This window comes from Actinosynnema mirum DSM 43827 (assembly GCF_000023245.1).
Classification (GTDB): domain Bacteria; phylum Actinomycetota; class Actinomycetes; order Mycobacteriales; family Pseudonocardiaceae; genus Actinosynnema; species Actinosynnema mirum.
On record NC_013093.1, the window covers coordinates 851,731 to 878,036 of the forward strand.

The window sequence follows — 26,306 nt, forward strand, 5'->3', positions numbered from 1 at the left end:
AGGCGCGTGGCCGCGTACCCTCCGCTGTGCGCGGTGTGGACTAAGAGACAGAGCAGGAGAGCGCAGTGACCTATGTGATCGCCCAGCCGTGCGTGGACGTGCTCGACAAGGCGTGCATCGAAGAGTGCCCCGTCGACTGCATCTACGAAGGCGACCGGATGCTCTACATCCACCCGGACGAGTGCGTCGACTGCGGTGCCTGCGAGCCAGTGTGCCCGGTGGAGGCCATCTACTACGAGGACGACGTCCCCGACGAGTGGTCCGCCTACACCAAGGCGAACGTGGACTTCTTCGACGACCTGGGCTCGCCCGGTGGCGCGTCCAAGGTCGGCAAGGTCTCGGCGGACCCGGCGTTCATCAAGGCCCTCCCGCCGCAGGCGTCCCACGAGTGACGCTCCACCGCTCGCTCCCGGACTTCCCCTGGGACTCGCTGGCCGACCACGCCGCCACGGCGCGCGAGCACCCCGGCGGTGTGGTCGACCTGTCCGTCGGCACCCCGGTGGACCCGGTGCCGGACGTGATCCAGCGGGCCCTGTCGTCGGTGTCGGCCGAACCGGGCTACCCGACCACGCACGGCACCCCCGAGCTGCGCGAGGCCGTCGTCGGGTCCATGGCCCGCCGCTACGGCGTCACCGGCCTGGACCCGGCCGCCGTGCTGCCGACCATCGGCTCGAAGGAGCTGGTTGCCTGGTTGCCGACGCTCCTCGGCGTCGGTCCCGGCGACGTGGTCGCGATCCCCGCTCTGGCCTACCCGACGTACGAGGTGGGGGCCCGGATCGCGGGCGCCGACGTGGTGCGCCTGGCGGACGGCGAGACGCCGCCCTCCGGCGCGAAGCTGGTGTGGCTGAACTCCCCGTCCAACCCGACCGGACGGGTGCTGGACGCGCCCGCGCTGGCGGACGCGGTCGCCGCCGCCCGCGAGGTGGGCGCGGTGGTCGCCTCGGACGAGTGCTACCTGGCGCTGCACTGGAGCGCCGAACCGGTCTCGGTGCTGGACGAGCGGGTCAGCGGCGGGTCGCCGAGCGGCCTGCTCGCGGTCCACTCGCTGTCCAAGTCCTCCAGCCTCGCCGGCTACCGGGCGGGCTTCGTCACCGGGGACGCTGGACTGGTGTCCGGGCTGCTGGAGACGCGCAAGCACGCGGGCATGATCGTGCCCAGGCCCGTGCAGGCCGCCGTCACGGCCGCGCTCGACGACGACGCGCACGTGGCCGACCAGCGCGAGCGGTACGGCAAGCGGCGCGAGCTGCTGCACGCGGCGCTCACCAGCGCCGGGTTCCGCGTCGACCACTCCGAGGCGGGCCTGTACCTGTGGGCCACCAGGGGCGAGGGCGCCTGGGACACCATCGCCTGGCTGGCCGACCGGGGCGTGCTGGCCGCGCCCGGCACGTTCTACGGCCCCGGCGGCTCCGAGCACGTCCGCGTCGCGCTCACCGCGAGCGACGAGCGCGTGGCGACCGCCGTGGAGCGGCTCGCCGAGTAGCACCCCGAGCGGGAGCAGTCCCCCGAACAGCGCGGGAGCCGGGTCGCCACGGCGGCCCGGCTCCCGCGTTCGCGGAGGGGATCAGTCGTTGGCGTGCAGGACCGAGTTCAGCTCGACCCCGCTGCCCTTGCGGGCCCGCACGCGCACCGCGCCGGTCACCGAGTCGCGGATGAACAGCAGGTTCGACACCCCGGACAGCTCGCCCGCCTTGACGACCGTGCCGTCGTCGGCGGTGACCTTCGAGGCCGCCGTCACGTACAGCCCGGCCTCGACCACGCAGTCGTCGCCCAGCGAGATGCCGATGCCCGCGTTCGCCCCGATCAGCGACCGCTCGCCCACCGAGATGACCTGCTTGCCGCCGCCGGACAGCGTGCCCATGATCGACGCGCCGCCGCCGACGTCGGTGCCGTCGCCGACCACGACCCCGGCCGAGATCCGGCCCTCCACCATGGACGTGCCGAGCGTGCCCGCGTTGAAGTTCACGAAGCCCTCGTGCATGACCGTCGTGCCCGGAGCCAGGTGCGCGCCCAGCCGCACCCGGTCCGCGTCCGCGATCCGCACCCCCGACGGCACCACGTAGTCGACCATGCGCGGGAACTTGTCCACGCCGTACACGGTGACCGCGCCGCGCGAGCGCAGCCGCAGGCGGGTGGCCTCGAAGCCCTCCACCGCGCACGGCCCGTGGTTGGTCCACACCACGTTGGCCAGCAGGCCGAACACGCCGTCCAGGTTCACCCCGTGCGGCTCGACCAGCCGGGACGACAGCAGGTGCAGCCGCAGCCACACGTCGTAGGCGTCGGCGGGCGCGGAGTCCAGGGAGGCCAGGGCCACGCGCACGCCCACGACCTCGACGTCGCGCTCGGCGTCCACGCCGAGCAGCTTCGCCGCGGCCTCGCCGAGCTCGGCGGCGACCTCGACCGGCGACAGCCGGGCGGTGCCCGCCCCGGTCTCGCCGAGCCGGGGCGCGGGGAACCAGGTGTCCAGCACGGTCCCGTCGGAGGTCACGGTCGCCAGTCCGACGCCGTGCGCGCCGGTGGTGGTGTCTTCGGTGCTCACAGCACTGAACGGTAACGTGCCGGGCGTGGCCGACACCCTTGACCTCACCGCCGATCCCGTCACGCTGACCGTCGCGCTCGTGGACGTGCCGAGCGTCTCGGGCGACGAGCAGCGCATCGCCGACCTGGTCGAGCGGTCCCTGCGCGAGCAGACCGCCCTGGAGGTCGTCCGCTCCGGCAACACCGTCCTGGCCCGCACGAACCTCGGCCGCGAGCGGCGCGTCGTGCTCGCGGGCCACCTGGACACCGTGCCGGTCAACGACAACCTGCCCTCCCGCCTGGAGGACGGCGTGCTGCACGGCCTCGGCTCGGTGGACATGAAGGGCGGCGACGCGGTCATGCTGGCCCTCGCGGGCACGCTCACCGACCCGCGCCACGACCTCACGTTCGTGTTCTACGACTGCGAGGAGGTCGAGGCGAGCCGCAACGGCCTCGGCCGGGTCGAGCGCGAGCTGCCCGAGTGGATGAGCGGCGACCTGGCGATCGTGTGCGAGCCGTCCAACGGCGTCATCGAGGCGGGCTGCCAGGGCACGATCCGGGTGCAGGTGCGCGCCACCGGCAAGCGCGCCCACACCGCGCGCGGCTGGATGGGCGTCAACGCCATCCACCTCCTCGGCGACGCGATCGCCCGGCTGCGCGACCACGAGTCGCGGGTCGTGGAGATCGACGGCTGCACCTACCGGGAGGGCGTGCAGGCCGTGGGCATCACCGGCGGCGTCTCCGGCAACGTCGTGCCGGACGAGTGCGTGCTGACCGTCAACCACCGCTTCGCCCCCGACCGCACCCCGGCCCAGGCCGAGGCGTACCTGCGGGAGCTGTTCGACGGCTACGAGGTCACCGTCACCGACTTCGCCGCGGGCGCCCTGCCCGGCCTGGCCTCGCCCGCCGCGCGCGAGCTGGTCGAGGCGGCGGGCGGCGCCCCGGTCGCCAAGCTCGGCTGGACCGACGTGGCCCGCTTCGCCGCGCTCGGCACGCCCGCCGTGAACTTCGGCCCCGGCGACCCGCTGCTCGCCCACACGCAGCAGGAGAACGTCCGGGTGAACGAGATCGGACACTGCTACGAAGTCCTGTCGCGCTTCCTCAGCGCGATGCCCTGACCGGTCTAGACTCCGGCCAATGAGCGAGAACGGCGTGGACGAGCACCCGCAGGAGAAGCGGCGCGGCCCCGTGGTGCTGCGCCGCGAGCGCAACACGGAGCTCACCACGACGGACCAGCGCCTGCTCGACTCGCGCGGCCCCAGCGACTGGGTGCACACCGACCCGTGGCGGGTGCTGCGCATCCAGGCCGAGTTCGTGGAGGGCTTCGGCGCGCTCGCGGGCATCCCGAGCGCCGTCACCGTGTTCGGCTCGGCCCGCACCGAGCGCGCCCACCCCGAGTACGAGGTGGGCAGGCAGCTCGGCGGCGCGCTCGCCGAGGCCGGGTTCGCGGTCATCACCGGCGGTGGTCCCGGCGCGATGGAGGCGGTGAACCGGGGCTGCTCCGAGGCGGGCGGCTACTCGGTCGGCCTCGGCATCGAGCTGCCGTTCGAGCAGGGCCTGAACCCGTGGGTCGACCTCGGCGTGAACTTCCGCTACTTCTTCGTCCGCAAGACCATGTTCATCAAGTACTCGCAGGCCTTCATCTGCCTGCCCGGCGGCTTCGGCACCCTGGACGAGCTGTTCGAGGCGCTGACCCTGGTGCAGACCAAGAAGGTCACCAAGTTCCCGGTCGTGCTGTTCGGCCGGTCCTACTGGCAGGGCCTGTACGACTGGGTGCGCGACTCGGTGCTGGGCAGCGGGAAGATCGGCGACAAGGACCTGGCGCTGCTGCACCTGACCGACGACGTCGAGGACGCCGTCCGGGTCGTCAGGGAGGCGCACCAGGCGTGGGGGGAGGCGCACTGATGGGCGAGCTGACCGTGACGGTGTACTGCGGGTCGCTCAGCACCGTGCCGCAGAGCTACCTGGACCTGGCGACCGACGTGGGCGAGCGCATCGCGGGCCGGGGCTGGGACCTGGCCTGGGGCGGCGGGAAGCGGTCCATGATGGGCGCGGTGGCGCAGGCCGTGCGCGACGGCGGCAGGCGCACCACCGGCGTGATCCCGCGCTCCCTGGTGGAGCGCGAGTGGGCCGACAGCGACGCGGACGACCTGCTCGTGGTCGAGACCATGCGCGACCGCAAGGCGCTCATGGAGGCGCACGGCGACGCGTTCCTGGCGCTGCCCGGCGGGATCGGCACGCTGGAGGAGCTGTTCGAGGTGTGGACCTCGCGGACGCTCTCGATGCACGCCAAGCCGGTGGTGCTGCTGGACGTCGACGGGCACTACACCGGGCTGGTGCGGTGGCTGGGGGAGCTGCGCGACCGGGGGTTCGTGGCGCCCGCCGCGATGGGGATGCTGACCATCATCGACGACGTGGACGCCGCGCTGGACGCCTGCGCGAGCTGAGGGCTTCCCGAGGGGGCGCTCCCGTCCCCTGTGGACGGCAGCGCCCCCTCGCGTTCTCGGCGGGCGGGCGCTCAGCCCGAGATCGGCACCTCCAGCACCGACCCGGCGCCGATGGTCACCGCCGCGCCGCGCGTGCCGACGCTGCCGTACCGGCCGTCCACGGTGTCCACCACCAGCGCCAGCCGGTTGCCCGCGCCCACCTGCCACAGCGCGGGTTCCAGCTCCAGGTCGACCACCCGGCTCCCGGCCCGCACCACCACCGGCTTGTGGCTGATCAGCGCGCCGAGGCCGAGGCCGTTCACCTCGTACAGGTAGGCGAACAGCGAGGTCTCGGCCGCCGCCGTGACGTTCAGCCGAGCCCTGGGCGTGCCGCCGACGAGCGTGGTGGACCGCAGCACCGGGCCCGTCCACACCGCCGCGCCCGACCGGTCCACCAGCGGCAGCGCCACCCCGGTCGGGATCTTCAGGAACGCCTGCAGCGCACCGCTCACCAGCACCGCGCCGCTGTCCGCGAGCGTGGCCCTGCCCGCGCCGAACCCGGCCTCGGCCAGCGGCAGCGACTCGCGCGCGGTGGTGACCGCCGACCACGACGGGTAGGTCCGCCACGCGCCGCCGTTGTTGGGGCGCAACCACACCGGGGCCTCCCGGTCGACGCCGTTGGCGACGCCGCGCAGGTGGTGGTCGAACCAGCGGCCGACCGCGTCCCACACCTCGTTGGGCAGCCCGGCGGCCCCGAACAGCTCGGCCGTGGCGTGGTCGCCCGGCGTGAGCAGGAGCCGCTTCGGGCCGGTGAGCTCCGAGAACAGGTCGGTGATCTGGCCGGGCGGGAACAGGCCGTCGTTCCAGGCGTTGCCGATCAGCACGGCCGCGCGGCTGAGCGCCGGGACCTTCGTGGACGGCGAGCGGGGCGGCGAGATCGGCACGACGTCCTCGAACCGGCCCTCGCGGTACGCGGTCTCGGCGTCCCTGAGCACCTGGCCGGGGCGGCCGGTGAGCTTGCCCGCCGTGAGCAGCAGGTCGACGGCCTGGGAGCTGACGGTCTCGTTGGGGTAGAGCGATCGGGCCAGGTCGGACCAGGTGCTGAGCGCGGCCACGGCCCTGACCCTGGGGTCGGCGGCTGCGGCGAGCAGGGACTGGCCGCCGCCGTAGGAGATCCCGGCGACGCCGATCCTGGCCGGGTCGGCGTCGAGGTTGGTGATGCCCCAGTCGATGACGCGGCTGACGTCGGCGACCGTGGCGGTCCCGGCGACGTCGATCTCGCCGCCGGAGTCGTGGAAGCCCCGGCTGGTGTAGCTGATCACCGCGTAGCCGGACCGGTAGGCGAGCTTCGCGGCGGCGCCGACGTACTCGATGCCGCTGACCGCCCAGCTGGACGGCATCACCAGGAGCGGGTGCGGGCCGGAGCCGGTCGGGGCGACCACGAAGGCGCGCAGCGGGGCGCCGCCCTCGCCGGGGATGGTGCGGTAGGTGATCGAGGCGGCCTGGGCCTCGGCGGACGCTGACGGCGCGGACGCGGCGGACGCGGCGGTGGCGGGCGAGGCGGTGGCGGGGAGCAGGAGCAGGGGGGCGAGCAGCAGGGCGAGTGATCGGCGCACCAGGTCCTCCTTGACCGTGAGCTGGATCACGCAGGGTGCGGTCGAGTCAAGTGGCGGCTACTGACGGGTAGCAAGATCCTGTGAGGCAGCTCACATCAAGCGGTGGCGTGGCACGATGCCCCCATGCGGTTCGGCACACGCGACGTCCCCACAGACCGCGCGCTGGTCATGGCGATCGTCAATCGGACGCGGGACTCCTTCTACGACCGGGGCGCCACCTTCACCGACACCGCCGCGCTGGCCGCCGTCGACCGGGCGGTCGCCGAGGGCGCGGACGTCGTCGACATCGGCGGGGTGCGCGCGGGCGCCAGGGGCGAGCACGTCGACGCCGCCGAGGAGGCGCGCCGGGTCGTCCCGTTCGTCGCCAGGGTCAGGGAGCGGCACCCCGACCTGGTGATCAGCGTCGACACCTGGCGGCACGAGGTCGGCAGGGCGGTCTGCGAGGCGGGCGCCGACCTGATCAACGACACCTGGGCGGGCGCCGACCCGGAGCTCGCCGAGGTCGCCGCCGAGTTCGGGGTCGGCCTCGTCTGCTCGCACACCGGCGGACTGCCGCCCCGCACCGACCCGCACCGCGTCCGGTACGCCGACGTGGTCGCCTCGGTCGTCGAGGAGCTGGTGGCCAGGGCCGAGCTGGTGACCTCGCTGGGCGTGCCCAGGGCGGGCGTGCTGATCGACCCGACCCACGACTTCGGCAAGAACACCTGGCACGGCCTGGAGCTGCTGCGGCGGCTGGACGAGCTGGTCGACACCGGCTGGCCGGTGCTGATGGCGCTGTCCAACAAGGACTTCATCGGCGAGACCCTGGACGCGGACGTCGGCGACCGGGTCGACGGCACCCTCGCCGCGACCGCGCTGGCCGCGCGCAGCGGCGCGCGGGTGTTCCGCGCCCACGAGGTCCGCCGCACCCGGCAGGTGGTCGACGTGGTCGCGGCCGTCGCGGGCACCAGGCCGCCCGCGCGGGCGCTGCGCGCGCTGGCCTAGCGGGCGCGCGCCCGACCGGGTCCTCCCGCTGTGGTCCGGTGAGCGGAAACCATAAACTCCGAACGCATGAAGTCCGACGCGCTGCGCGGTCACCTGGAAGGTCTCCTGCTGGCCACGCTGGACGGCGCGAAGCTCCACGGCTACGCCATCATCGAGGCCCTCCAGCACCGCAGCGGCGGCGCGCTCGACCTGCCCACCGGCACCGTCTACCCGGCGCTGCGCAGGCTGGAGGCCGCGGGACTGGTCGCCAGCGAGTGGGGCACCGTGGGCGGCAGGCAGCGCCGCACCTACCACCTGACCGACCGGGGCGGGCTGGCGCTGGCCGCCGAGCGCGCGGAGTGGCGGCGGTTCGCGGCCACGATCGAGGGCGTGCTGTGCGCGCCGGAGCGGACGCCCGAGGCCGTCCTCGGCTAGCCGGGGCGCGCGCCCCCCTGGCCTGCCGCCGCGCCGGGTCCGCGTGCCCGAAGTCGTTCGCGGGCGTGACGCGCCGCAGCGGCGCGTGTGCCGCCGGTGGTGTGTGCGGCGCCGGTGGTGTGTGCCACGATCGTCGGTGTGACCACAGCGCTCCTCTACCTCGTCGTCATGGCGCTAGTCGCCGCGGTGGTGTTCCTGCTGGCCTCACTGCTGTTCGGGCGCGGGGAGGAGATGGCGCCGCTGCCGCCGGGCGCGTCCCCGACCAGGCTGCCCGCCGACCGGGTGACCCCCGAGGACGTCCGCGCGCTCCGGTTCCAGCTGGTGCTGCGCGGCTACAAGATGTCCGAGGTCGACTGGGCCCTCGGCAGGTTGGCGGGCGAGGTCGAGCTGCTGCGCGAGCGGGTCGCCGAGCTGGAGGGCCTGGTGCCCGAGGGCGCGCTCCGCGAGCGGGACGCCGTCGAGTCCGCCGAGATCGGGCCCGGTGTGGCCAGGCCCGAGAAGCACGTCGCCCAGCCCGGTGCCGCCGAGGCGGGGGTCGCCGAGTCCGCGTCGTCCGGCAGCGCCACGCCCGGTTCCGCCCCCACCGCCACCCCCGGCTCCACCGCCCCCGGCTCCACCGACCCGGCCGAGTCCGCGCGGGAACCCCAGCGTGACCCGGCTTGAGCTGACCGTCCCGGTCGCCGCGCCCGCGCGCGTGACCTGGGCGGCGGTCACCGACTGGGAGCGCCAGGGCGAGTGGATCCTGGCCACCTCCGTCCGCGTCACCTCCGGTCCCGGCCGGGCGGTCGGCGACGAGTTCACCGCGGTCACCGGCATCGGCCGGTTCGGCGTCGTGGACCCCATGCGGATCACCCGGTGGGAGCCGCCGTCGCTGTGCGCGGTCGAGCACCTCGGACGGGTGGTGCGGGGGACCGGCGAGTTCCGCGTCGCCCCGGCGGGGGAGTCGGCCTCCGAGTTCACCTGGGTCGAGGACGTGGTGCTGCCCGCGATCGCGCGACCGGCGGTGCTCGCGGGCGTCCGGTACTCGCTCACCCGGTTCGCCAGGTTCGCCGAGCGCTACCGCGTCGACGGGGAGGGGTGAGCGTGGTCCAGCGCTGCGCGTGGGGCGACTCCAGCCCCGACTACGCCGAGTACCACGACACCGAGTGGGGCGTCGAGCTGCACGGCGGGACCGAGCTGTTCGAGCGGATGTGCCTGGAGTCGTTCCAGTCCGGGCTGTCCTGGATCACGATCCTGCGCAAGCGGGAGAACTTCCGGACCGCGTTCGACGGGTTCGACCCGAAGCTCGTCGCCGCCTACGACGGGGACGACGTCACCCGGCTGATGGGTGACGCGGGCATCGTCCGCAACCGGGCCAAGATCGTCGCGGCGATCGGCAACGCGGCGGCGGTGCTCGCGCTGGACGAGCCGCTCGACGGGCTGCTGTGGTCGTTCGCCCCGGCCGGGCCGAGGACGCGGCCCGCGACGGCGGCCGACGTCCCGGCGATCACGCCCGAGTCGACGGCGATGGCGAAGGCGCTCAAGCGCAAGGGCTTCGTGTTCCTCGGCCCGACCACCTGCTACGCGCTGATGCAGGCCACCGGCATGGTCGACGACCACGTCGAGACCTGCTTCCGCGCGCACCAGGCCGACCGGGACCCGGCCGGCCAAAAGCCCGGCTGATCAGGGCCCGGCCGACTCGGGCGTGACCGGCTGGGGCCCGGCCGACTCGGGCGTGACCGGCTGGGGCGTGACCGGCTGGGGTGCGGCCGAACCGGTCCCGTCGCCCGTCCCGGTGAGGTGCGCGAGCGCGCCGATGATCCGCAGCTCGATGTCGTCCGGCCAGGGGAACGCGCGGGTGACCGACCGCTGGTGGGCGAGCCCGTGCAGCCCCATCCACAGCGCGACCGCGTCGGCGAACAGGTCGTCGCTGGTGGCCTGACCGGCCTCCACGCACGCCTCCAGCGCCACGACCAGCACCTCCAGGGGCTCGTTGCCCAGGGACATCAGCTCCTCGGCGGTGATCGAGCCGGTGTCCAGGTCGGGCATCCAGAGCCCGCCGAACATGGTCCGGTACCGGCCGGGGTGGGCGCGGGCGACCTCCAGGTAGGCCAGGCAGATCGCGACCAGCCGCTCGCGCGGGTCGACCTCCCGGTCGCGGGCCTCCCGCAGCTGCCCGGCCAGCGCCTCGAACTCCCGCCGCACCACCGCCATCATGATCGACGGCTGGTCGGGGAAGTGCGGGTAGATGGACGGCGCGGCGATGCCGATCCGCCGCGCGACCGACCGCAGCGTGACCAGCCGCTCGTCACCCTCCTCGTCCAGGATCGCGGTGGCGGCGTCGACGATCTCCTCCCGCAGCTTGGCCCCCTCGCCCCGCCGGTTCCGCCTGCGGGCGGGCTTGCGCGCGGGAGCCTCGGCCGCGCTCTCACCAGCCGCGTGCGGGACGTCCACGCCCGCGTCACGCGCGCCTGCGCTCACCCCCGCGTCACCCGCGCCCACGCCCGTGACCTGGGTTTCCGCTGTCTCCGCCACCCCTGAGCTGCTGTTCTCCACGCCGTAACCATACACCGTGAAGTTTATGACTGTCAGGTCTTGCGCGCCCTGAACTAACGCATGTAGCTTTACGGCTGTAAGCACAACGGTCCCACCAAGAACACCCCAGGAGAAACCCCATGACCAGCGCCACCGCCACCCGCGTCACCGAGGTCGTCCTCCCCGCCGCGGTCGAGCCGGAGGGCCTCCAGGTCCGCGTCCGCGACCTCCCCGCCCTCACCGACGGCCAGGTGGTCCTGCGCATGGACGCGACCGGCGTCTCGTTCGCCGAGCAGCAGATGCGCCGGGGCAAGTACTACGACCAGCCCGCGTTCCCCTTCGTCCCCGGCTACGACGTGGTCGGCACGGTCGTCGCCACCGGCCCCGGCGCGGACCCCGCCCTCACCGGCAAGCGCTTCGCCGCCGTCACCAAGACCGGCGCGTGGGCCAGCCACCTGGTGCTCGACGCCGCCGACCTCGTCCCCGTCCCGGACGGCCTCGACGCGGCCGAGGTCGAGACCCTGGTGGTCAACGGGATCACCGCCTGGCAGATGCTGCACCGGGTCGCCAAGGCCCGCGCGGGCGCCACGGTCGTCGTGCTCGGCGCGAACGGCGGCGTCGGGAGCACCCTCGTCCAGCTGGCCAAGCACGCGGGCATGACCGTCATCGGCACCGCCTCGCCCCGCCACCACGACACCGTCCGCGCCCTCGGCGCCACCCCGGTCGACTACCGCGACCCCGCCATGCACGACCGCATCCGCGAGCTGGCCCCCGACGGCGTGGACGCCGTGTTCGACCACGTCGGCGGCAAGGCCCTGAACGAGTCGTGGAAGCTGCTGCGCAAGGGCGGCACGCTCGTCTCCTACGGCACCGCCGCCACCAAGGACGCCGAGGGCAGCTCGCAGCTCCCGATCCTGGCGCTGTTCGCCCAGCTCGCGATGTGGAACTACTCGCCCAACGGCAAGGGCGCGCACTTCTACAACTTCTGGGCCGGCCTGCGCAACCGCGCGGAGTTCCGGCGCAAGCTCGCCGAGGACCTCACCCAGGTGCTGCGCCTGCTCGCGGACGGCGTGCTCACCGCGAAGGTCGCCGCCCGGTTCCCGCTGTCCGACGCCTCCGCCGCGCTCGCGCTCGCCGAGTCCAGGACCGTGCTGGGCAAGGTCGTCATCGTCCCCGAGGTGTGACCGCGGCCCGGCCGCGCGGGCGCAGGGGCCAGGGCGCGCTGCTGCGGGACGACATCCTGGCCGCCGCGACCCGCCTGCTCGACCTGGGCGGCGAGCACCGCGTCACCCTGCGGGCCGTGGCCCGCGAGGCGGGCATCACCGCCCCGTCGATCTACCCGCACTTCCCCGACCCGCCCTCGGTCCTGAAGGCCGCGGCGGACGCGGGCCGCGCCGAGCTGGCCGCCCTGCTGACCGCCTCGGCCACCCGCTCGGCGGACCCCCGGCGCAGGCTGCACGACGCGTGCCACGCCTACCTGGACTTCGCCACCACCCGCCCCGGCTGCTACCGGGTCATGTCCGACCACCCGGACGAGACCACCCCAGGGGCACCGACCACCGGCCACCTCGCGGCCCTGATCGCCGAGTGCGCCGCGACGGGCCGCTCCACCAGCACCGACCCGGAGGCCGACGCGGTGGCCCTGTGGTTGGGCCTGCACGGCATCGCCCACCAGCGCGCGGCGCACCGGCTGTTCCCGTGGCCCGCCGACCTGGTGCCCGACCTGGTCACCGCGCTCTCCGGCACCACCCGCGCCGCCGCGCCGAACCGCTGAACCCGCTCCACCCACCACTCCCAGGAGGAACCACCGTGTCCACCACCACGATCGCCACCCCCGCCGCCCCGACCACCGCGCCCCAGGAGGTCGACAACCGCTCCGCGTACGTCGCGTTCGGACTCGCCTACGTGCTCGGCCACGGCGGCGCGGCCCTGTCCCACGGCGCCGACCCGGTCCTGTCCCTGCCCGGCTGGCTGCCGACCGCGTTCCTCGCGACGGGCCTGGCGGCGGGCTCGGTGCTGAGCACGGTCGCCGCCGTCCGCGCCAAGAAGGGCCTCGGCAAACCCGAGTCCACCACCGCCTCGCTGCTCGGCGCCATCTGGGTCACCGGCTTCGCGGCCCTGTTCCTGCTGATCACCGCGCTGGCCGACCTGACCGGTTCCGCCGACCTGCAGAGCGTCCTGTGGCCGACCGGGTCCGCGCTGGTGGTGGGCCTGATCTACCTGGCCGAGGGCTCGGCCCGGCGCAACGCCCTGCACTACGCCCTCGGCACCTGGCTCGCCCTGGTGGCGGGCGCGGCGATCTTCCTGGGCGGATCGGGCCTGTTCGGGGTGCTGGCCGTGGCCGGTGGCGGCGCGTACCTGGTCGCGGCGGTGCTGGAGCGCCGCAGGCTGGTCGGCGCGGGCGCGCCGGCCTGACCCCGGCCACCCCGGACCCGGCCACCCCGGACCCGGCCACCCGGACCCGACCACCCCGGCCAGGGAAACCGCGGACCCGACGCCGACCCGGCGCCGGGTCCGCGGCCGTCACCCACGGGCCCGCCTACCGCCCGGTGAACCGCGCCTCCCGCTTGCCCACGAACGCCGCGACCCCCTCGCGGTGGTCCTCGGTGGCCCCGGCCTCGGCCTGCGTGCGCGCCTCCACGGCCAGCGACTCGTCGAGCGTCCCCCAGGCCGCCGCGAGCGCCTCCTTGATCTTCGCGTAGGCCACCGTCGGCCCGGCCGCCAGCCGCGCGGCCAGCGCGTGCGCCGACCCGGCCAGCTCCTCGCCGGGCACCACCCGGTTCACCAGCCCGATCCGCAGCGCCTCCTCGGCCCCCACCGGCTCGCCGAGCAGCAGCAGCTCCGCCGCCCGCCCGGCCCCGACCAGCCGGGGCAGCGTCCAGGACGCCCCGGAGTCCGCCGTCAGCCCCACGTTCGCGAACGACATCACGAACCGCGCCTTCTCCGACACCACCCGCAGGTCGCACGCGAACGCCAGCGACGCCCCCGCCCCGGCCGCGATCCCGTTCACCGCCGCCACCACCGGCTTCGGCATCGCCGCGATCGCCGAGACCAGCGGGTTGTAGTGCCGCTCCACGGTCTCCAGCGGCGCGGGGTCGCCGGACTCCAGCAGGGCGACGTGCTCCTTCAGGTCCTGCCCGCCGCAGAACGCCCGGCCCGAGCCGGTCAGCACCACGGCCCGCACCGACCCGTCGGCCGCCGCCTCCCGCACGGCCGCCAGCAGCGCCTCCTTCAGCGAGGTGGTCAGCGAGTTGAACGCCTCCGGGCGGTTCAGCGCGAGGGTGCGAACGCCGTCGGCGTCGTCGACGAGGAGTTCGGACACGGGGGGACCTCCGTCAGCTCGGGTCTTGCTCGGTTCGGTCTGCCACGGCGGTGGCCCTGCCGCCGCCGTGGGGCGACTGGCGGACGCCGATCCGGCGCGCCCGCGCGGTCGTCGCCACCCGGCCTGAGGGGACCCGGTCGGCCCGCCTCAGCCGGACTCCTGCGCCTCGCGCGCGCCCGCGGGCGCCAGGCAGTCGTCCACGAACTCCCGCGCCGCCCCCGCCAGCCGCCCGGTGTGCCGGTCGAAGAACGCGGCGGCCCCCGTCCCCGCCCACCCGGCGGGCAGCAGCTCGTCCGGCAGGCCCGGATCGCGGAACAGGAACTTGCGCCACGCGTGCAGGAACCGCTGCGAGGCCGCGAACGCCACCGGGGGCGACCCGCCGTCCACAGCGGACACCACCGGCTCCCACTCGGCCACGAACCGCGCGTAGTCCGCGCCCAGCTCCGCCAGGTCCCACGCCCGCGCCGCCAGGTCGGACGGCTCGCCCTCGTGCTCGCCGAGGAACACCGAAGCCCCCACGCCCTCGGCCGCCAGCACCCCGCGCAGCTCCGGCGACGGCCTCGGCGCGATCCAGGTGACCGGCCCCAGCGACCCGTACCCGAGCAGCTGCAGCGACGGCGCGACCCGCTCCCGCACCTCCCGGTTCGGCGCCTCGTCCAGCACCACCACGTGCCAGCGACCGTCCCAGGTGGACGGCCGGGTCCGGTAGATCCGGGCCGCCGCCTCGTCGAGGCGCGTCTCCGCGCGGGGCGTCATCGCGTAACCGGGGCCGTCGGGCAGCCGCACCGGCTCCAACCAGCCCTGCCTGACCGTGCGCGACACGGCCGTGCGCACCGCGGGGGGCGCGAAGTCCAGCGGCTCCAGCAGGCGGACGAGGGCGGCGATGGTCGCGGCGCCACCGCGCTGTCGCAGGTGGCCGCCGTACACGTCGAACAGCGCGGAACGGGCTCGCACGAGGTCCGAGTCTGTCAGGACGGCCCCACGACACGCCACAGGTCGGGATTCGCTCACGGCCGGGTGACACGCCCGATGTGACGGAGAAGTCTTTGCGGTACCGCCATCCTGGGCGTGATCAGGGCGTTGTCGGAGGGGGAAACCGACGTTCCGGACGGGCGGAAAGATCGGTTCGGTTTCACTGTGCAGTCTGCATAGGGGAGAATGGACGCCGTGTTCCGGCCCAGGTCGGAACGGGGAAGATCTGACGGAGGGAGCACGCTATGGCGGCCATGAAGCCCCGGACCGGCGACGGTCCCCTTGAGGTGACCAAGGAGGGGCGGGGCATCGTGATGCGCGTTCCGCTGGAAGGCGGTGGGCGCCTGGTGGTCGAGATGTCCGCCGACGAGGCGAACGCGCTGGGCGACGCGCTCAAGGCGGCCGCGGGCTGACCTGCCGGGACGAAGCCTCAGCGCCCCGGTTTCCCGAGCGGAACCGGGGCATCGCTTCGTCGTGCTCCGGAACGCAACCCCAGGACACTCCAGGAGGAACGCCGCCGTGCACGTGCCGCTGCCCACCCCGCTGGTCGCCGTAGAGGTGGCCGACGAACCCCGTCCCGGCGTGCCGCCGGTCGTGCTGACCGATGACGAAGCCGGGGAGACCCGCAAGGACGACGAGGGCCGCTGGCGGCTCGGAGTCGGGGGCGGGAAGCCCGCGCACTGGCGGCGCGCGGGCGCCGCGCTGACGCGGGAGCTGGCGGGCAGCGGCACGCGGTTCGACGTCGAGCTGACCGACGCGGCCGACGCCGAGTCGGTGCGCGCGTTCGTGCTCGGCGCCGTCCTCGGCGGCTACAAGTTCAGCCTGACCAGCGGTGACGCGCCCGAGCGGGTGGAGTCGCTGCGCCTGGTCGCGCCCGACGAGGGCTACACCGACGTGCTGGCCGCCGAGGCGTTCCGGGCGCACCTGCTCGCCTCGGCCACCGCGTTCAACCGCGACCTGGCCAACGCGCCGTCCAACGTGAAGGACCCGGCCTGGGTGGCCGCCGCCGCGGTCGACGCGGCGCGCGGCACCCCCGGCCTGCAGGTGCAGGTCCGGGACGAGAAGTGGCTGGCCAAGCGCGGCTTCGGCGGGGTCCTCGCGGTCGGCGGCGGCTCCACCAGGCCGCCGAGGCTGGTCGAGCTGACCTGGCGCGGCGGCGACGGGCCGCACGTGGTGCTGGTCGGCAAGGGCATCACGTTCGACACCGGCGGCATCTCGGTCAAGCCCGCCGAGGGGATGCACCTGATGCGCACCGACATGTCCGGTGGCGCCGCCGTCATCGCCGCCGTGGTCGCGCTGGCCCGCAGGGGCTCACCGGTCCGGGTGACCGGCCTGGTGCCGCTGGCGGAGAACCACGTGTCCGGCTCGGCCTACCGGCCGGGTGACGTGGTGCGGCAGTACGGCGGGACCACCACCGAGATCGGCAACACCGACGCCGAGGGCAGGCTCGTGCTGGCCGACGCGCTGGCGTACGCGGTGGACGAGCTGGAGCCGGACCTGCTGGTCGACGTGGCGACGCTGACCGGCGCGATGAAGGTCGCGCTGGGGCTGCGCACGGGCGGGCTGTTCAGCAACTCGGACGCGGTCGCCGAGGCGCTGGCGGGCGCGGGCGAGCGCGTCGGCGAGGCGTGGTGGCGGATGCCGCTGCTGGAGGACCACGCGGACGACGTGCGCGGCCAGCTCGCCGACCTCCGCCAGACCCCGCCGGGTCCCGGCGGCATCACGGCGGCGCTGTTCCTGCGCGAGTTCACCGGCGGGCTGCCGTGGGCGCACCTGGACATCGCCGGGCCCGCGCGCGCCGAGGAGGCGCACGACGAGGTCGTGCCGGGCGCGACGGGCTTCTCGGCGCGGACCCTGGTGGAGTTCGTGGAGGCGTACAGGGGCTGAGCGGACGCCCGGCGGCGGCGCGGGTCAGCACCCGCCCGCGCCGGGCTCCTGCTCGCCGGGCTCCTGCTCGCCGGTCGCCTGCTCGCCGGTCGCCTGCTCGCTGATCGCGTGGTCGCGGAAGACGCGCACGGCGGGTGGCAGCGGGTGGTCGGTGGGCCAGACCAGGGCGATGCGGCGCTCGGCGCGCGGCAGGAGCGGCAGCTCGACCAGGTCGGTGGGGTGGTCGGCGGCGGGCAGCACCGCGACGCCCAGCCCGGCCGACACCAGCCCGCGCACCGTCTCCGTCTCCTGCCCCTCGAAGGCAGGCTCCGGCGTGAACCCGGCCGCCGCGCACAGCTCGTCGGTGATCTGCCGCAACCCGTACCCGCGCTCCATCCCGACGAACGCCTCACCCGCCAGGTCCGCCACCCGCACCGCCCGCCGCCGCGCCGCCAACCGGTGCGAGGCGTGCACCACCAGCACCAGCTCCTGCGTCCGCAGCACCCGCCAGGCCAAGCGCCCCACCGCGCCACCGGCCTCGGCGCCCGCCGTGCCACTCGCCGTCCCGCCGGCCGCCCCGCCGGCCGCCCGGCCCGCCGTGCCACCCGCCGCGCCACCCGTCCCGCGGCCCGCCTCCTCCCCCGAAGGCGGTGGCGCGATCAGCGCCAGGTCCACGCCACCGTCCGCCAGCCGCTCCAGCAGCACCTGCCGCGAGTCCTGCACCAGCCGGAACCGCACCGCCGGGTGCCCGTCCCGGAACCCCCGCACCAGCCCCGGCACCAGCGACCGCCCCAGCAGGTGCAGGAACCCCAGCGCCACCTGACCGCGCTCCGGGTCCACCTCCTCGGCCGCCGCCCGCCACCCCGCCTCCAGCGCCGCGACCGCCCGCTCCGCCGACTCGGCCAGCAGCCTCCCCGCCCTGGTCAGCCGCACCCGCCTGCCGTCGCGCACCACCACCGGCGCCCCCAGCGCCTCCCCGAGCCCCGCCAGCCACCGGCTCACCGTGGGTTGCGGCACACCGGCGTGCTCGGCCGCGCGCGTCAGGTGCTCGTCGGTCGCCAGAAACCGCAGCACGGCGAGCTTCGGCGCCAATTCATCCATCACCGCATGAATTCTTCCCGAACAGCGCATTGGACGCATTGTTTACCGTCAACACCATGACCAGGCTGACCACGGCCACCGCCGCGACCGGGTTCGCGACCTTCGCCCTGCTGTACGCGCCGCAGCCCGTGCTGCCGCAGCTGGCGGCCGAGTTCGGCCTCACCCCGAGCGGCGCGTCGTTCGCGATCGGCGCGGCCACGGGCGCGCTCGCGCTGGCCGTGGTGCCGCTCGCGACCCTGTCCGAGCGCCTCGGCCGCAGGCGGGTCATCGTCTGGTCGCTGGCCGTCGCCGCCGTCGTCGGGCTCCTGCTCCCACTGGCCCCGAACTACCCGGCGTTCCTGCTCCTGCGCGTCCTGCAGGGACTGGCGACCGCGGGCGTCCCCGCCGCCGCGATGGCGTTCCTGGCCGAGGAGGTCGGCGCGCTCGGCGTCGGCGCGGCGATCGGCGCGCTGGTGGCGGGCAACAGCGCGGGCGGCATGGTCGGCAGGCTCGTCGCGGGCGTCGGCGTCGACTGGCTCGGCTGGCGCGCCGCGCTGGCCCTGGTCGGCGCGTTCGGCGTGCTGTGCGCGGTCCTGGTGGCCCTGTTCCTCCCGGACGGCACGACCCGCCGCGCCCCCTCCACCCGCTCCGACGTGCGCGCGGGCCTCAAGTCGGCGGTCTCGGACCCGGTGCTGCTGTGCCTGCACGCGGTGGGCCTGCTGGGCACGGCCGCGTTCATCTCCCTGTTCAACGCGATCCCGTTCCGCCTGGCCGCACCGCCCCTGTCCCTGCCCGCGCGGTTCGCCGCCCTGGTGTTCCTGGCGTACGCGGCGGGCGGCCTGTGCTCGGCGCTCGCGGGCAGGCTGTCCGACCGCGTCGGCCGCGCGGCGGTGGCGGTCGGCGCGCTGGGCGTGGCCGTGACCGGCGCGCTCCTGACCCTGTCGGACGCCCTGCCCGCCGTGGGCGCGGGCCTGCTCCTGTTCACCGGCGGCTTCTTCGCCGCGCACGCCACCGCCAGCGCCTGGGTCGGCGCCCGCGCGCGGGCCAAGGGCCAGTCGTCGGGCGTCTACCTGTTCGCCTACTACCTGGGCAGCAGCGCGGGCGGCGCCCTGGGCGCGACGGCCTACGCCACGTGGGGCTGGTCGGGCCTGACGGCGGCGATCACCTGCTGGCTGGCGCTGGCCGCCGCGGCGATCGCCCTGGCCCACCTGCTCACCGCCCGCGCCACCGCTCAGAACTCCAGCGGCACCACGACCCCCGCGTCCGCCGCGATCTCCACGTCCCCCACCCGCGGCAGCCGCTTCCGCCCGGACTCCAGCCCGAACGTCACCGACCGCGCGTCCGCGGGCACCTCCACGACCACCGCGCCGGGGAACACCTGACCACCCCCGCGCGTCCCCACCACCGGGGCCCGCGTCCCGTCCGGCAGCCGCACGTCGAACATCGACGCGGTCAACCCGGCCCCGTCCGAGTCCGGCAGCCCCTCGGCGCGCACCCGGAACTCCACCAGCGCCTTGTCCGCCCCGGACGCGGTCACCAGCTCGTGCCGCAGGTCCGCGCTCACCGGCCGCTGCCTGCCCATCCGCACGCCCGCCACGGTCAGCGACCCCCGCGCGCCCCCGACCCGCACCCCGAGCCCGACCTCGGCGAACCGGTCGGGCACCGCCTTGCGCCGCAGCGCCGCGGGCGGCTGCCCCAGCGGCGTCCCCGACGGCAGCCCGATCCGCTGCTCCAGCGACCGCGCCCCGACCGTGCTCAGCGCCAGCGCCTGCGCGCCTGAGCCCTCCCCGTCCGGCGCGGTGTACACCAGCCACGCCGTCCCCTTCTCCGGCAACCGGTCCAGCGGCACCACCCGCCGCCTGCCCGGCAGCTCCAGCGCCAGCTCCGACCGCTGGGGCCGCCACCCCCGCCAGCTGTCCCGGTCGAACGCCGGATCGGTCTCGTCGTGCTGCTCCACCTCGACCCGCAGCACCCGCAGCCCCACCCCGTGCTCGGCGCGCAGCTCCCCGGCCCCGGTGGGCCACGACGCGGGCTCGGCGCGCCCGGTGACCCTGACCTCCAGCTGGTCGTCCCGCAGCACCGCCCCGTCGACGGCCTCGACCGCGCCGCCCTCCTCCAGCACGGCCAGGTAGTCCGGCCCGGCCGCCTCCACCCGGACCTCGTCCGGGACGCTGGTGAGCCCGTCGGCCCTGACCAGGTTCCCGACCGGGACGCTGCGGTTCCCCGCGCCGGGGACCTGCGGCGGCTGCACCTCCAGCCGCACCCCCGAGTCGGACTCGGCGACCCGCTTCATCGGGATCGGCACCCAGTCCACCCCGCCCGAGGTGCCCGGCACCTGCACCGGCCCGCACCACAGCCTCGGGTCGACGTCCGCCCTGCCCGGCCCGGTCCTGGCGAACCAGCAGCTCACCCCGCCGCCGACCCTGGCCACGTAGCCCAGGTTCAGCGCGTAGCTCATCTCCGACTCGCCCGCGGCCTGGAGCGCGGCGGCGTCCAGCACCAGCTTCCCGCCGATGGTCGGCGGGGCCTCCACACCGCGCGCGTTCGCCGTCGAGCAACCCCCGACGGCGAACAGCGCCACCACCGCCACCACTCCGGCGCTCCGCACAACCGCACCCCCAACCGGTCGGGGGCGTGCCGCCGGGGTTCGGCGACAAACACCCACCGCTCTTTAAAGGCCCCGGAGGAGGTATTCAGGTTGCACAAATTCGCCTGTGGCGTGAATCACAAACAGGTTTAAACGGGAGAGGCAACTTTTCTAGCGCGTGTTTTCCAGCGCCGCCCGGTACACGTCCACCGTCTGCCCGGCGACCGTTCCCCAGGAGAACTCCCGCACCGCGCGCTCCCGCCCCGCCGCGCCGAACGCCGCCGCCCGCGCCGGATCGGCCAGCAGCGCGTTCACCGCGTCCGCCAACCCCGTCCGGAACGCCGCCTCGTCCGAGGCGTCGTAGTGCACCAGCAGCCCGGTCTCGCCGTCCCGCACCACCTCGGGGATGCCGCCCACGTCCGAGGCCACCACGGCGGTCCCGCAGGCCATCGCCTCCAGGTTCACGATCCCCAGCGGCTCGTACACCGACGGGCACACGAACACCGCCGCCCGGCTCAGGATCTGCTTCACCTGGTCCGTCGGCAGCATCCCCTGCAACCACACCACCCCCGGCCGCGCCGCCGACAGCTCGGCGACCGCGACCCGCGTCTCCTCGGCGATCTCCGGGGTGTCCGGCGCGCCCGCGCACAGCACGACCTGCGCCTCCGGCGAGATCCGGTGCGCCGCGGCCACCAGGTGCCCGACGCCCTTCTGCCTGGTGATCCGCCCGACGAACGCCACGATCGGCCGGTCCGGGTCGATCCCGTTGGCCACCAGGGCGTCCACGTCGTCGACCGGCCGGTACTCCCGCGTGTCGATCCCGTTGCGCACCACGTGCACCCGCGCCGGGTCGAGCGCCGGGTAGCAGTCCAGCACGTCGGCCCGCATCCCCTCGCTCACCGCGATGACCGCGTCCGCCGCCTCGTACGCGGTCCGCTCCACCCACGACGACACCCGGTACCCGCCGCCGAGCTGCTCGGCCTTCCACGGCCTGCGCGGCTCCAGCGAGTGCGCCGTCACCACGTGCGGCACCCCGTGCAGCAGCTTCGCCAGGTGCCCCGCCAGGTTGGCGTACCAGGTGTGGGAGTGCGCCAGGTCGACCCCGCCCAGCGCCGCCGCCATGCCGAGGTCGGCCGACAGCACCCCCAGCGCGGCGTTCGCCCCGGCCAGCTCCAGCGCCGGGGTGTGCGCGGTCGCGTCGGGCCTCGGCCCGCCGAACGCGTGCACGTCCACCTCGACCAGTTCGCGCAACCTCGGCACCAGGAAACCGACGTGCACCCCAGCCCCGCCGTAGACCTCCGGCGGGTACTCCCGAGTCAGCAGTCCAATTCGCACACCGGTCACGGTAGTCGGCCCCATTGGGGCGGCCGGGTGAACAGGCGGCCAACCGCGCCGTTCCTCCTACTTGACCATTGGTGGGGCGGCTTCCCGCCGGTTAGGGTCATCATCGTGAAGGGGCAACCGCACGTCCTGGGAATTGTCCTCGCCGGTGGTGAGGGAAAGCGGCTGTGGCCGTTGACCGCAGACCGGGCCAAGCCCGCGGTGCCCTTCGGAGGCAACTACCGGCTGGTGGACTTCGTCCTGTCGAACCTCGTGAACGCGGGATTCGTCCAGCTCTGCGTGCTGACGCAGTACAAGTCGCACTCGCTGGACCGGCACATCTCCACGACGTGGCGGCTGTCCAACGTGCTGGGGCAGTACGTGACGCCGGTGCCCGCGCAGCAGCGCCTGGGCCCGCGCTGGTACACCGGCTCGGCGGACGCGATCTACCAGTCGCTCAACCTCGTGCACGACGAGAAGCCCGACCACATCGCGGTCTTCGGCGCGGACAACGTCTACCGGATGGACCCCGGTCAGATGCTCCAGCAGCACGTGGACAGCGGCGCGGGCGTCACCGTGGCCGGGATGCGGGTGCCGCGCGCCGAGGCGAAGGCGTTCGGCTGCATCGACTCGGACGAGTTCGGCAAGATCACCCAGTTCCTGGAGAAGCCCTCCGAGCCGCCGCACGTGCCCGGCGACCCCGAGGTCACCTTCGCGTCCATGGGCAACTACATCTTCACCACCGAGGCCCTGATCGAGGCCCTGCGCGACGACGCCGCCGACGCCGACTCGGACCACGACATGGGCGGCAACATCATCCCCGCCCTGGTGAACCAGGGGCGCGCGCACGTCTACGACTTCGCGGACAACAGCGTCCCCGGCGAGAGCGAGCGCGACCGGGGCTACTGGCGCGACGTGGGGACCATCGACGCCTACTACGAGGCGCACATGGACCTGGTGTCGGTGCACCCGGTGTTCAACCTCTACAACCAGTCCTGGCCGATCCGCACCGCGACGCCCCCGCTGCCGCCCGCCAAGTTCATCGCGGGCGGGAGCGCCGAGGACTCGATGGTCGGGCCGGGCTCGATCATCTCGGGCACCGTGCACGGGTCGGTGATCAGCTCGGACGTGGTGGTCGAGACCGGGTCGGTGGTGCAGGGCAGCGTGCTGCTGCCGGGCGTGCGGATCGGGCGCGGCGCGGTGGTGCGGCGGGCGATCCTGGACAAGAACGTGGTGGTGCCGGACGGCGCGCTGATCGGCGTCCACCCGGCGACCGACCGGTCGCGGTACACGGTCAGCGCGGGCGGCGTGACCGTGCTCGGCAAGGGCGTCACGGCGCACCTGGACTAGGGGGCCGCCACCGCTCCCGGTGGCGCGGGCGGTCGGCTGATCGCTCACGGCGAACAGGGCGGGGGTCGTTCGACGATCCCCGCCTTTCGCCTGCTCGGACGTGGCGCAGGTGACAAGAACGGGGGTGTCGATTCCCCCTCGCGGGGGTACCTCGGCCCCGAGCCGGGTGTTTCTCAGGCTGCTCTCAGCCCGTTCTCACGAGAGTTATAAGCGGGACCGGCACGCTGGGCGCCACACCGGACACCGAGCCGTCCCCACAGCTCAGCGACCACCCGCCAGCGACCACCCGGCCGCAGCCGATCACCACCGAACCACCGACGCCGACGAGCAGGACTCACGGGAACACGCGGGACACCACCGCCGTTGGACCGTGCACAGGGCAGCCCGCCCACTGGAGGTGCCACACCGCCCGATGCGAACCCAGCCGATCAACGCCGCCGCAACCGCGCCCACCGCCACCATCGACGAGGTCGAGTGGACCCCGCCCACGTGGGACGAGGTCGTGCGCGAGCACGCCGACCGGGTGTACCGGCTGGCCTACCGACTGACGGGCAACCAGCACGACGCCGAGGACCTCACCCAGGAGACCTTCATCCGGGTGTTCCGCTCCCTGGCGTCCTACAAGCCGGGCACGTTCGAGGGCTGGCTGCACCGCATCACCACGAACCTGTTCCTGGACATGGCCCGCCGCCGCTCGCGGCTGCGCATGGAGGGCCTTCCCGAGGACACCGACCGGCTCGCGGGCGACGACCCCAGCCCCGAGCAGGTCTACACCGAGACCCACCTCGACCCCGACCTGCAGGCCGCGCTGGACGAGCTGCCCCCGGAGTTCCGGGCCGCCGTGGTGCTCTGCGACGTGGAAGGGCTGTCGTACGAGGAGATCGGCGCCACCCTCGGGGTGAAGCTGGGTACGGTGAGGAGCAGGATTCACCGGGGTCGCCAGGCCCTCCGGGTCGCGCTCGAGCGACGCCGGGCACAGCAGCGGGAGGACGCGTGACCGATCTGCGAGGTTGGGGACTGCCCGAGCAGCACCTGCTGCCCGACGCCGTCGTCGCCTTCGTCGACGGCGAGCTGTCGGCCTCGGCCCACAGCCGGGCCTCCGCGCACCTGGCGGCGTGCCCGTTCTGCGCCGCCGAGGCGTACTCGCAGCAGCAGGCCAGGTCCGCCGTGCGCTCGGCGACCACCCCGTGCGCGCCCGCCGGTCTGCTGGCCAGGCTGGGCGCGATCCCGCAGGAGGTCGACCTCCCCAGCGCCCCCGACGGCCTCGCCGTCACCGAGGACGGCCAGCTCGTCACCGTCCAGCGCCCCCAGCGCGCCACCGGCCACCAGTCGACCGCGTTCGGCTCCGGTCCCGCGCTCGGCCAGTCCCGCCCTTTCGGGACGGGCGCCCGCATCGGCTCAGGCGGGCGCTTCGGCAGCAGGGCCAGGCAGGGCGCGGGCGTGGTGGTGTCGGGCCTGATGCTCGGCGCGCTGGCGCTCGTCGTCCCCGGCGGTGACGACAGCGCCCCCCAGCCCGCGCAGGGCACCGTCCCCGAGCCGACCCCGGCGGTCGCGCCCGCGATGACGACCGTCCCGTCGCTGCCCGTCGACGACGGCGCGGACCCCCTCCGGGCGGTCTCCCACCAGCTGACCACCCGCTGAACGGCAACTTCACCGCAGACCGGGCACGATGGCCCCGCAACGCACGCATGGCAACGTTCGGGGAGCGATGAGCGAGCTGGAGCAGGGCAACGGCCAACGGCCCCCGACGCCCGTGTCCGGTGTGGACGACGGCGGCCACCGCAGGCTCGCGCCGCGACCGCTGGAGCGCCCGCCCGTCGACCCGACCCTCACCACCGCCTTCGGCCGCCCGCACGGCGTCGACGGCGCCTTCGCGGGCCGCGCCCAGGCCCCGCGGCAGCAGCCCGTCACCCTCGCCCCGCCCACGCCCGAGGCGCTGAGCAGCGCGTTCGGCCGCCCGGCCGGCGAGGGCGGGACCCGCTTGCAGCGCCCGCCGAACCTGGACGCCTCCGGCGAGCCCGAGGTCGAGCCGGTCTTCTGGAAGGGCGAGCCCGCCGGTGACGCCTGGCGCGATCCGGGCGCGAGCGCCGTCATCGGCCCGCCCGCCGTCGGCGAGGACCCGGCCAAGCCCGCCGACGCCCCGGCGACCCCCGGCCCGCAGCTGAGCGTGCCCGAACTGCTGTTCGGCAGGCGCGTCAAGCCCACCGCCCTCGCGCTGCTGCTCGTCGTCGTGCTCGCCGTGGGCAGCGCGGGCGGGCTCGTCGGCTGGGCGCTCGGCCGCATGGGCAACCCGCTCACCGACGGCAGCGTCACCCTCGCCGAGGTCAAGACCGCCAAGGAGCGCCCGGTCGGCTCGGTCGCCGACGTCGCCAGCCGGGTCACGCCCGGCGTGGTGTCGATCGAGTTCAAGGGCGCCAACATCGCGGGCGTCGGCTCCGGCGTCGTCATCGACGGCGCGGGCTACGTCCTCACCAACGACCACGTGGTCGCCCCGGCCGTGCAGGACAGCTCGGCGAAGCTGACCGTCGTGTTCACCGACGGCAAGCGCGCCACCGCCCGCGTGGTCGGCCGCGACTCCAAGACCGACCTGGCGGTGATCAAGGTCGAGGTGACCAACCCGACCGTGATCCAGTTCGGGAACTCGGACGACCTGCAGGTCGGCGACACCGTGCTGGCGATCGGCTCGCCGCTGTCGCTGTCCAACACGGTCACCGAGGGCATCGTCAGCGCCCTCAACCGCCCGGTCACCGCGGCGGGCGAGAACGGCGGCCCGGCCGTCACCTACGACGCGATCCAGACCGACGCGGCGATCAACCCCGGCAACTCCGGCGGCGCCCTGGTCGACTCCTCCGGCGCGCTGGTCGGCATCAACTCCTCGATCCGCACCGAGACCGGCGGCTCGGTCGGCCTCGGCTTCGCGATCTCCGGCAACTACGCCCGCCGGGTCTCCCAGGAGCTGATCCGCGAGGGCCAGGTCAAGCACGCCGACATGAACGTCAACGTGAGCTCGGTGTCCGCCGAGACCGCCGAGGGCGCGCGGGTGCAGAACGTGCCCGCCGACGGCGCGGCGGCGGCGGCGGGGATCGTGGAGAACGACGTCATCACCAAGGTCGGCGACCGGCTGGTGCGCAACGCGGCCGAGTTCACCGTGGCGGTGCGCGAGCACGAGATCGGCGAGACGGTGCCGGTGGTGCTGGCCAGGCAGGGGCGCGAGCTGACCCTGCAGGTCACCCTCCGCTCCGACTGACCGGGTTCCCGCAGCGCTCCGGTGGCCCAGCGTGATGGGGCCGACGGAGCACGCGGTCCACCGCGCCGGTGCGGCTACGCTGGGAGCGGTCGGT

26 protein-coding genes and 1 pseudogene are annotated in these 26,306 nt (G+C 74.7%); 20 read left to right on the forward strand and 7 right to left on the reverse strand.

Annotated elements, in window-relative coordinates; genetic code table 11:
* Positions 1-65 precede the first annotated feature (65 nt).
* The gene (fdxA, locus tag AMIR_RS03865) at positions 66-392 is read left to right on the forward strand and encodes a ferredoxin (RefSeq protein WP_012783394.1); all 327 of its coding nucleotides are present in this window, start codon (positions 66-68) and stop codon (positions 390-392) included.
* Positions 389-1,480, forward strand: a complete 1,092-nt coding sequence (gene dapC / locus AMIR_RS03870; protein ID WP_012783395.1) for a succinyldiaminopimelate transaminase — start codon at positions 389-391, stop codon at positions 1,478-1,480. Before fdxA ends, dapC begins: the two co-directional genes overlap by 4 nt.
* Before the next feature lie 81 nt (positions 1,481-1,561).
* Here dapC and dapD read toward each other — a convergent pair whose 3' ends face one another.
* Positions 1,562-2,536: a 2,3,4,5-tetrahydropyridine-2,6-dicarboxylate N-succinyltransferase gene (dapD, locus tag AMIR_RS03875; protein ID WP_012783396.1), complete on the reverse strand. Its 975-nt coding sequence runs from the start codon at positions 2,534-2,536 to the stop codon at positions 1,562-1,564.
* Positions 2,537-2,561: 25 nt separating this feature from the next.
* On the opposite strand from dapD, the gene dapE reads away from it, so the two are divergent.
* Genes dapE through AMIR_RS03890 form a run of 3 tightly spaced genes read left to right on the forward strand, consistent with a single transcriptional unit; the run spans position 2,562 to position 4,961 of the window.
* Positions 2,562-3,632: a succinyl-diaminopimelate desuccinylase gene (gene dapE / locus AMIR_RS03880; protein ID WP_041837342.1), complete on the forward strand. Its 1,071-nt coding sequence runs from the start codon at positions 2,562-2,564 to the stop codon at positions 3,630-3,632.
* 19 nt (positions 3,633-3,651) lie between these two features.
* Complete coding sequence (locus AMIR_RS03885; RefSeq protein ID WP_012783398.1) at positions 3,652-4,419, forward strand: LOG family protein; 768 nt, start codon at positions 3,652-3,654, stop codon at positions 4,417-4,419.
* On the forward strand, positions 4,419-4,961 hold the full coding sequence (locus tag AMIR_RS03890) for an LOG family protein (RefSeq protein ID WP_012783399.1): 543 nt from the start codon (positions 4,419-4,421) through the stop codon (positions 4,959-4,961). Before AMIR_RS03885 ends, AMIR_RS03890 begins: the two co-directional genes overlap by 1 nt.
* Before the next feature lie 71 nt (positions 4,962-5,032).
* Here the strand turns inward: AMIR_RS03890 and AMIR_RS03895 are convergent, their stop codons facing one another.
* Positions 5,033-6,586, reverse strand: a complete 1,554-nt coding sequence (locus AMIR_RS03895; protein ID WP_012783400.1) for a CocE/NonD family hydrolase — start codon at positions 6,584-6,586, stop codon at positions 5,033-5,035.
* Between the two features lie 93 nt (positions 6,587-6,679).
* Here AMIR_RS03895 and folP point away from each other — a divergent pair, with 93 nt between their 5' ends.
* From folP to AMIR_RS03920, 5 genes and pseudogenes are all read left to right on the forward strand, one after another.
* On the forward strand, positions 6,680-7,540 hold the full coding sequence (gene folP / locus AMIR_RS03900; RefSeq protein ID WP_012783401.1) for a dihydropteroate synthase: 861 nt from the start codon (positions 6,680-6,682) through the stop codon (positions 7,538-7,540).
* 66 nt (positions 7,541-7,606) lie between these two features.
* Positions 7,607-7,954: a PadR family transcriptional regulator gene (locus tag AMIR_RS03905; protein ID WP_012783402.1), complete on the forward strand. Its 348-nt coding sequence runs from the start codon at positions 7,607-7,609 to the stop codon at positions 7,952-7,954.
* 138 nt (positions 7,955-8,092) lie between these two features.
* Positions 8,093-8,389 (forward strand): annotated as a pseudogene (locus AMIR_RS41460) (DivIVA domain-containing protein); the annotation flags it as partial.
* 214 nt (positions 8,390-8,603) lie between these two features.
* On the forward strand, positions 8,604-9,035 hold the full coding sequence (locus AMIR_RS03915; protein WP_012783404.1) for an SRPBCC family protein: 432 nt from the start codon (positions 8,604-8,606) through the stop codon (positions 9,033-9,035).
* Positions 9,036-9,037: 2 nt separating this feature from the next.
* Entirely contained in the window at positions 9,038-9,616 is a 579-nt protein-coding gene (locus AMIR_RS03920) for a DNA-3-methyladenine glycosylase I (RefSeq protein ID WP_012783405.1), read from the forward strand.
* Here AMIR_RS03920 and AMIR_RS03925 read toward each other — a convergent pair whose 3' ends face one another.
* Entirely contained in the window at positions 9,617-10,489 is an 873-nt protein-coding gene (locus tag AMIR_RS03925; protein WP_222840710.1) for a TetR/AcrR family transcriptional regulator, read from the reverse strand.
* Positions 10,490-10,608: 119 nt separating this feature from the next.
* Between AMIR_RS03925 and AMIR_RS03930 the strand changes: the two genes are divergently transcribed.
* From AMIR_RS03930 to AMIR_RS03940, 3 genes are read left to right on the forward strand one after another with little or no spacing between them, the layout of a single operon-like run.
* Positions 10,609-11,652 (forward strand): medium chain dehydrogenase/reductase family protein, encoded by a 1,044-nt coding sequence (locus tag AMIR_RS03930; RefSeq protein ID WP_012783407.1) that lies wholly within the window; start codon positions 10,609-10,611, stop codon positions 11,650-11,652.
* Positions 11,649-12,242 (forward strand): TetR/AcrR family transcriptional regulator, encoded by a 594-nt coding sequence (locus tag AMIR_RS03935; RefSeq protein ID WP_012783408.1) that lies wholly within the window; start codon positions 11,649-11,651, stop codon positions 12,240-12,242. Before AMIR_RS03930 ends, AMIR_RS03935 begins: the two co-directional genes overlap by 4 nt.
* Positions 12,243-12,277: 35 nt before the next feature.
* Positions 12,278-12,883: a hypothetical protein gene (locus tag AMIR_RS03940; protein ID WP_012783409.1), complete on the forward strand. Its 606-nt coding sequence runs from the start codon at positions 12,278-12,280 to the stop codon at positions 12,881-12,883.
* 124 nt (positions 12,884-13,007) lie between these two features.
* Here AMIR_RS03940 and AMIR_RS03945 read toward each other — a convergent pair whose 3' ends face one another.
* Entirely contained in the window at positions 13,008-13,790 is a 783-nt protein-coding gene (locus AMIR_RS03945; RefSeq protein WP_012783410.1) for an enoyl-CoA hydratase-related protein, read from the reverse strand.
* Between the two features lie 147 nt (positions 13,791-13,937).
* Positions 13,938-14,744: a PaaX family transcriptional regulator gene (locus tag AMIR_RS03950; RefSeq protein WP_012783411.1), complete on the reverse strand. Its 807-nt coding sequence runs from the start codon at positions 14,742-14,744 to the stop codon at positions 13,938-13,940.
* Between the two features lie 263 nt (positions 14,745-15,007).
* Between AMIR_RS03950 and AMIR_RS36695 the strand changes: the two genes are divergently transcribed.
* Positions 15,008-15,175 carry a DUF3117 domain-containing protein gene (locus tag AMIR_RS36695; RefSeq protein ID WP_012783412.1) on the forward strand — a complete coding sequence of 56 codons (168 nt, stop codon included), beginning with the start codon at positions 15,008-15,010 and terminating at the stop codon, positions 15,173-15,175.
* A gap of 106 nt (positions 15,176-15,281) precedes the next feature.
* Positions 15,282-16,649, forward strand: coding sequence for a leucyl aminopeptidase family protein (locus AMIR_RS03955; protein ID WP_012783413.1), 1,368 nt, complete (start codon positions 15,282-15,284; stop codon positions 16,647-16,649).
* Positions 16,650-16,673: 24 nt separating this feature from the next.
* On the opposite strand, the gene AMIR_RS41465 is transcribed toward AMIR_RS03955, so the two are convergent.
* Complete coding sequence (locus tag AMIR_RS41465; RefSeq protein WP_245554631.1) at positions 16,674-17,729, reverse strand: LysR substrate-binding domain-containing protein; 1,056 nt, start codon at positions 17,727-17,729, stop codon at positions 16,674-16,676.
* A 56-nt stretch (positions 17,730-17,785) separates the two neighbouring features.
* On the opposite strand from AMIR_RS41465, the gene AMIR_RS03965 reads away from it, so the two are divergent.
* Complete coding sequence (locus AMIR_RS03965) at positions 17,786-19,090, forward strand: MFS transporter (protein WP_012783415.1); 1,305 nt, start codon at positions 17,786-17,788, stop codon at positions 19,088-19,090.
* A gap of 1,376 nt (positions 19,091-20,466) precedes the next feature.
* Here the strand turns inward: AMIR_RS03965 and glgA are convergent.
* On the reverse strand, positions 20,467-21,630 hold the full coding sequence (glgA, locus tag AMIR_RS03980; protein ID WP_084799103.1) for a glycogen synthase: 1,164 nt from the start codon (positions 21,628-21,630) through the stop codon (positions 20,467-20,469).
* A gap of 114 nt (positions 21,631-21,744) precedes the next feature.
* Between glgA and glgC the strand changes: the two genes are divergently transcribed.
* The 4 genes from glgC to AMIR_RS04000 all read left to right on the forward strand — a co-directional run bounded on the left by glgC (position 21,745) and on the right by AMIR_RS04000 (position 26,212).
* Positions 21,745-22,965, forward strand: coding sequence for a glucose-1-phosphate adenylyltransferase (gene glgC, locus AMIR_RS03985; protein WP_012783417.1), 1,221 nt, complete (start codon positions 21,745-21,747; stop codon positions 22,963-22,965).
* Positions 22,966-23,377: 412 nt separating this feature from the next.
* Complete coding sequence (sigE, locus tag AMIR_RS03990; protein ID WP_012783418.1) at positions 23,378-23,962, forward strand: RNA polymerase sigma factor SigE; 585 nt, start codon at positions 23,378-23,380, stop codon at positions 23,960-23,962.
* Complete coding sequence (locus tag AMIR_RS03995) at positions 23,959-24,606, forward strand: hypothetical protein (protein WP_012783419.1); 648 nt, start codon at positions 23,959-23,961, stop codon at positions 24,604-24,606. Before sigE ends, AMIR_RS03995 begins: the two co-directional genes overlap by 4 nt.
* A 67-nt stretch (positions 24,607-24,673) precedes the next feature.
* Positions 24,674-26,212 carry a S1C family serine protease gene (locus AMIR_RS04000; RefSeq protein WP_012783420.1) on the forward strand — a complete coding sequence of 513 codons (1,539 nt, stop codon included), beginning with the start codon at positions 24,674-24,676 and terminating at the stop codon, positions 26,210-26,212.
* Positions 26,213-26,306: the final 94 nt, after the last annotated feature.